The sequence below is a fragment of the Erwinia sp. genome (genome assembly GCF_031978025.1).
Taxonomy (GTDB): Bacteria; Pseudomonadota; Gammaproteobacteria; order Enterobacterales; family Enterobacteriaceae; genus Erwinia.
Genome location: NZ_DALZCD010000247.1, coordinates 1 through 6604 on the forward strand (window position 1 = coordinate 1; position 6604 = coordinate 6604).

Genomic DNA, 6604 nt, shown 5'->3' on the forward strand with positions numbered 1-6604 from the left:
CAGCTCCGGTTCCTGTTTACACAGGCGGCGCCAGTCAACGATGGGCATGCGTATCTGTAACCCTACGCTGCCGTCATCTTCATTCCACTCTTTTTCTATCGCCTGCAGCTGATAAAAGCGGCTGCGCAACCGTCCTGCTTCGGGCGGCAGGCGTAAATCGTACTGGGCTATTTCACCCGCCAGCCGCTCGGTCAGCGCCTGAAACAGCAGCGGTATGCCTTCGCCTGTTTGGGCTGAAAGCCAGACGCGAACGGGCAAGTTTTCATCGTTACGATCGATTCGGGGCGTGAAATCGTCCAGCGCATCAATCTTGTTCATTACCTGCAATGTCGGGATGTCGTTCGCTTCGATCTCTTCCAACACTTCTTCTACAGCTTCAATGTTCTCATCCACGCGCAGATCGGCGGCATCGATAACGTGCAGAAGTAGCGTGGCCTGCCGGGTTTCCTGTAGCGTAGCCTTAAAGGCAGCGACCAGGTCGTGCGGCAGGTGACGAATAAAGCCTACGGTGTCAGCCAACACGACTTCGCCCACGTCCACGACATCCAGACGACGTAGCGTGGGATCCAGGGTCGCAAACAGCTGGTCAGCGACATAGACCTCGGCAGAAGTGATGCGGTTAAAAAGAGTGGATTTCCCGGCGTTGGTATAGCCGACCAGTGAAAGCGTAGGCACATCGGCCTTGTTGCGCGCCTGACGTCCCTGGTCGCGCTGCTTCTCCACTTTCTCCAGTCGGGAAAGGATCAGCGTGATGCGGTTGCGCAGCAGGCGACGGTCAGTCTCCAGCTGCGTTTCACCCGGGCCGCGCAGGCCAATACCGCCTTTCTGGCGTTCAAGGTGAGTCCAGCCGCGTACCAGTCGCGTGGCGAGATGGCGCAGCTGAGCCAGCTCAACCTGAAGTTTACCTTCGTGGGTACGCGCACGCTGGGCAAAGATGTCCAGGATCAGGCCGGTGCGATCGATGACGCGGCACTGGCATAACGCCTCAAGGTTGCGTTCCTGAGCCGGACTCAGGGCGTGGTCGAAGAGCACGACGGAAGCACCGCTGGCTTTAACCGCCTCGGCTATTTCTGTCGCTTTGCCTTCACCAACAAAATATTTTGGATGTGGCGCCTTTCGGCTTCCGGTAATGACGCGTAGTGCTTCGACACCAGCGGAAGAGACAAGAGTTTCAAACTCCTGTAAATCTTCCATATCTCTGTCTTGGGAGAAATAGATGTGTACCAGTACGGCCTGCTCACCGGCATCATAACGGTCAAACAAACTTAAAACCTCTCAGAACCTTGTTGAACCTGCTTTACGATGGCCATACTGCCTGGAATCAGAGGCAAAATGCACCCTTGCGCTGAAGAGCGACACCCGATCGCCAACCCGTGAAAAGCGGCGCGAGTCAAAGACATTGCCAGGACGGGCGAGCCGGCCCGTCCTGAAAGAAGAGTGATTACTCTGCGTCGTCACTTTCCTGCTGGGGCTGCGATGATGCCCCCTGATTACTGCCACCGTGATGATAGTTGCTGCTTCCGCCACCCGCATTGTTGCTGTGATGGGAGACCGGACGGGACGGAACAACGGTAGAAATGGCGTGTTTATAAACCATCTGGCTAACCGTGTTCTTCAGTAAAATTACAAATTGGTCAAATGATTCAATCTGACCCTGCAGTTTAATACCATTCACCAAATAAATCGAAACCGGAACACGTTCGCGACGCAGTGCGTTCAAGAACGGATCTTGCAATGATTGCCCCTTAGCCATTCTATCTTTTCCTTATATGCTTGTTGTTTACTACTTAAGAGCTTGCGCTCTGAAATACTGCGTAAAAATTTGCGCACGATAACGCACCAATTGTACACAATCACTCAGCCTTCGCACTAAGAACCTGTAATACCTCTGCCAGCGCCGCTTCAGGTTGTTCGCTATCCAGCCAGTGAACATCCTTCCAGCCACGCAGCCAGGTTATCTGGCGCTTGGCTAATTGCCGTGTTGCGCAAATTCCCCGATAAACCATGTCATCGTAATCGATCTCGCCCTGCAAAAATGACCACATCTGGCGATAACCCACACAACGAATGGAAGGCATGTCCGTATGCAAATCACCTCGTGCAAAAAGTGCCCGAGCCTCCGCTTCAAATCCTGACGATAACATTTGGTGAAAACGAAGCGCGATACGTTGATGGATCGTTTCCCGCTCGCGAGGAGCAATGGCGAACTGCACTACCTCGTACGGCAACGCTTCCCCTGCGATTTTCGTCAGTTCTGTTAAAGTTTTACCTGAAATGAAAAAAACTTCCAGTGCTCGCGAGAGTCTCTGAGGATCATTCGGATGAATACGATTTCCAGCAATGGGATCTATTTCACATAACTGACGGTGAAGTGCTTCCCATCCCTCTTCACTCGCCCTTTGCTCTATACGCTGGCGAACCTCAGGATCGGCCGGGGGCAACGGCGATAATCCTTCCAGTAGCGCCTTGTAGTAGAGCATGGTACCACCAACAAGCAGCGGGATACGCCCGCTTCGGGTAATCTCTGCCATTTCCGCCAGCGCATCGCGGCGGAACTCCGCCGCCGAGTAGGCTTCTGCAGGATCGCGAATATCTAATAAACGATGGGGCGCCAGCCGCAGCTCCTCTGCAGAGGGCTTGGCGGTGCCAATATCCATACCGCGATAAATCAGGGCGGAATCGACGCTAATCAGCTCAACCGGCAGCCGCTGACGTAAAGCAATCGCCAGCGCCGTTTTACCGGAGGCCGTAGGCCCCATCAAAAATATAGCCTTAGGCCGGCCAACCTTGGATAAGTCACTCATGCTTCAGGGCATTCATCGCCAGTTCAGTATCGACATACTGTAGTAGTCCGGATGGCGGCGATTTAATCAGCTGCGGACAAAGTCGTTCAACCTCGGCCAGCAGCGCAATCGCCTGCGAGTGATTCCAGTTCGGACGTTCAGTTACGGCCTGCCGCGCTAACCACTGCGCCACCTGCCTGACCGAAATTTCCGGCTGTTGGGCAAGGTAGCCTAACAGTTCTGGAATCAAGATTTGTAAATTTTGTTGGCGCAATGGTAAAGGTTCGGCGCGCAGCGTGATGTGCTGCCCGTCCGCTTCCAACTCTATGCCCATTTGCTGCAATAACGTCGCCAGACGACCGGCCACTTCGCGCTCCGGTCTGGCCATTTTTATCCTGACCGGGATCAGCAGCGGCTGCGGCTTCAGTCCTTCTTCGCCTGGTTCCAGCTGCGCCTGCCTGAGCCAGCGCTCCGCCACCGGCAGCGAAATCAGGGCCAGCCGTTCCCGGGATTCCAACAGCGCAAAGTCGTTATGCATTACGGTTAGCACGCGGCCAAAACTCTCGCTGTGGCCACTGAGCGATGGCTCAGGTTGAGGCTGCACGCGTAGGTTTTTAGGCTCGACAGGGCGCGGCGGCGCCTCTCTCGCGGCGGGCTGCTCTGGCGTTTGTAGCAGCTGGCGATAGAGTGCACCCTCTTTTTTCTGGTAGCCCGGCTCCTGATGTTGCCAGCTTGCCGCCGCTTTGCCGCCGCCGTTACCGCTGTCCGTCTTTCTGGCTGGCGCTGGCGCGGAAAAATGGTTGCTGCCCGCCGCCTGACGGTTTTCCGGCTGCCAGCGGCTGGCTGGTTCTTCCGCCGTTATGCCCGGCAGCGTTTCCGCACCGGCTTCCTGTAGCACACCGATCACGCCCTGATAGATAAAGTCGTGCACCAGGCGCGACTGATGGAAACGCACTTCATGCTTGGCAGGATGCACGTTGACATCGACCTGATGCGGGTCAATGGTCAGGTAAAGGACATAGGCAGGCTGGTGATCGCCCAATTTATCCTGATAGGCCTGGCGGATAGCATGATTGATCAGCCGGTCGCGCATCATGCGGCCGTTAACATAGCAATATTGCAGCTCGGTAACGGCGCGGGCCCCCACCGGGTCCGCTACCCATCCCTGTAAGTTGAGATCGCCGTGCTGCCATTCAATGGCCAGCGCATGGCTGAGAAAAGCGGTTCCGCAGATGGCGCCCAGCCGACGTTCGCGCTGTTTACTGTCGCTGACGGCGCGATACTGGCGGATCAGCTTGCCATTGTGAGTCAACGAAAATGCCACGTCGAATCTCGCCAACGCAATGCGCCGAATCACCTCGTCAATATGGGTAAATTCGGTCTTTTCCGTTCGCATAAACTTGCGGCGGGCTGGCGTGTTATAAAAGAGATCCAGCACCTCAAGCGTGGTCCCGACAGGATGCGCGGCGGGTTTGATAGTCACGTCCATCTCTCGTCCTTCCGCATAGGCCTGCCAGGCTTCCGTTTGTTCCGCCGTACGTGAAGTCAGGGTCAGACGCGACACGGAGCTGATGCTGGCCAGCGCCTCGCCACGAAAGCCGAGGCTCATAATGGCTTCCAGATCGTCAAGTGTGGTGATTTTACTGGTGGCGTGGCGAGCCAACGCCATCGCCAGTTCGGCTTTGTTGATACCGCAACCGTTATCACGAATGCGGATCAGTTTGGCGCCACCCCGCTCGATCTCAATATCTATTCTTGTCGCGCCAGCGTCCAGGCTGTTTTCGACCAGTTCTTTCACCACCGACGCCGGACGCTCTACCACTTCACCTGCGGCAATCTGGTTAGCAAGCTGTGGCGGCAATACCTGAATCGGCATAAAAGATCCTTGTTTACGAGGTTGGAATAGTCAGCGTCTGCCCCAGCATAACATTCTGCGATTTCATATTATTCGCCTGCTGTATCGCTTTCGGGCTGACGCCATAATGTGCCGCAATGCCGGTCAGCGAGTCGCCACGCACCACTTTATGCCGCTGCGGGCGGCTGACGCTGGCGCTCTGTGTGCCGGAAGCGGGAACTTTCAGCCGCTGCCCGACCCAGACGACATCCTTCTTCAACTTATTCATCGACCGCATCATCGTCATGCTGACGCCGTAATGGGCGGCGATGCCGGAAAGCGTCTCGCCTCTTTTCACCACATGGCGCGTAACCGCACCGGTGTAGCTTGTGCTGGCCGGTGCCGGGTTGGGCTGCACATCAACCGCCGTTGCGGACTGCAACGGTCGGTTTTCCTCCTTTGGGATAGATTGCAGCGGGTGCGCCAGGAAGTAGTTACGCAAGCCTTTATAAATCGACTCGGCAATCTTCTGCTGGTAAGCGCTACTGCCGAGCAGTCGCTCCTCCGAAGGATTACTGATAAAACCGGTTTCCACCAGCAGCGAAGGAATATCCGGCGAGCGTAATACTCCCAGGCTGGCGTGTTCCGGGCGACGTTTATGCAGTGAGCCAACCCGCTGTAGCTGAGCGATAACCTTAACCGCTACGTCGTAGCCGACGCGCTGCGAATGACCAAACTGTAAATCGAGCACCGCCTGGCTGAGATAGGGATCGGCCTGGCTGTTAGCCAACAGATCGCCCGCCCCGCCCAGCAGCTCAGACTGTTTCTCGTGCTGCTCCAGCCAGCCTGCCATTTCGCTGTTGGCGCGACGGTTAGAGAGAACCCAAACGGAAGCGCCGGATGCGCTGCGGTTCGGCGCGGCATCGGCATGAATCGATACCAGCAGATTAGCGTTCTGCTTGCGCGCCACGTCTGAACGGCCCATCACAGAAATAAAATAGTCACCGTCACGGGTCATCACGCCTTTAAACAGCGGATCGACATTTAGCAACGCCTTAAGTTTACGCGCAATGGCGATTGTTACGTTCTTTTCTTTCAGGCCGTTAGCCCCGATTGCACCGGGATCCTGGCCGCCGTGTCCGGCATCTATCGCGACGATAATTGCTTCCTCCGCGGCATGCACTTTCCTGCCCGGCACGGCGATTTCGTTGCCGCTGCTGACTGTCGTAACGGCGCTGCCCTTAAACGGGTTGTCTGCCGGTGCGGGGGGCGGGCTGCTGCTGACGGCTGCGGTGGCACGCGATGTCGGGCGCGTACCGTTAATGGTAAAGACCACGTTATAGGTGCTGCCGTTACGCTGGGTGACGGCGCGCGTTTTTCCAGGCTGCGTAAGCTCGAACACCAGACGAATGCTCTGCTTATCCTTTGGCGTGCTGGCCCGAATACGCTTTACCATATTGTCGCCGCTGAACGTTAACGGCAGCCCTCTGATAACGCCGCTCTGGCGAATATCCAACACCACGCGGTCCGGGTTGTGCAACGGGAAAAAGCCGTATACCGGCTGGCCACTAAAACTCAGCGTAACCGAAGCCCTGTCGTTACCGTTTGAAACCTGTATATCCGATAAATTAGCGGCCAGAGTGGAAAATGTACTCAGTAAAACAGCCAGCAACAAACCCAGCTTTATCATTGTCCGTCTTTCTCCATGCGGGCCAGGATCGCCTCGCCCTCAGCCGAACAGGCCTCAAGCTCTGCCTGACGGGCTTCACCCTGATAACTGAGACGCAGTTCAATATCTGGCTGCGGCAGGAAGCCCGCCCCCTGCTGCGGCCATTCAACCAGGCAAAGGCTGTCGCCGCCGAAATAGTCGCGGATCCCCATGAATTCCAGCTCCTCGGGATCGGCCAGGCGGTACAGATCGAAATGATAAATTCGACGATCCGGCAGAACATACGGCTCAACCAGCGTGTAGGTCGGGCTTTTCACG

General features: G+C 56.3%; 6 protein-coding genes. All 6 read right to left on the bottom strand.

From position 1 onward, the window contains the following. Window positions 1–1263: ribosome rescue GTPase HflX (gene hflX / locus RTK32_RS17140; RefSeq protein ID WP_312046092.1), on the bottom strand; the 1263-nt coding region annotated here is incomplete at its 3' end. Between the two features lie 178 nt (window positions 1264–1441). After that, window positions 1442–1753, bottom strand: coding sequence for an RNA chaperone Hfq (gene hfq / locus RTK32_RS17145; RefSeq protein ID WP_246760812.1), 312 nt, complete (start codon window positions 1751–1753; stop codon window positions 1442–1444). 100 nt (window positions 1754–1853) lie between these two features. Beyond that, window positions 1854–2804: a tRNA (adenosine(37)-N6)-dimethylallyltransferase MiaA gene (gene miaA, locus RTK32_RS17150; protein WP_312046095.1), complete on the bottom strand. Its 951-nt coding sequence runs from the start codon at window positions 2802–2804 to the stop codon at window positions 1854–1856. Further along, window positions 2797–4659 (bottom strand): DNA mismatch repair endonuclease MutL, encoded by a 1863-nt coding sequence (gene mutL / locus RTK32_RS17155; RefSeq protein WP_312046097.1) that lies wholly within the window; start codon window positions 4657–4659, stop codon window positions 2797–2799. Before mutL ends, miaA begins: the two co-directional genes overlap by 8 nt. Window positions 4660–4672: 13 nt before the next feature. Continuing rightward, on the bottom strand, window positions 4673–6307 hold the full coding sequence (gene amiB, locus RTK32_RS17160; protein WP_312046099.1) for an N-acetylmuramoyl-L-alanine amidase AmiB: 1635 nt from the start codon (window positions 6305–6307) through the stop codon (window positions 4673–4675). Beyond that, a partial coding sequence (tsaE, locus tag RTK32_RS17165) for a tRNA (adenosine(37)-N6)-threonylcarbamoyltransferase complex ATPase subunit type 1 TsaE (RefSeq protein ID WP_312046101.1) occupies window positions 6304–6604 on the bottom strand: 301 nt, incomplete at its 5' end. The genes amiB and tsaE, both read right to left, overlap by 4 nt.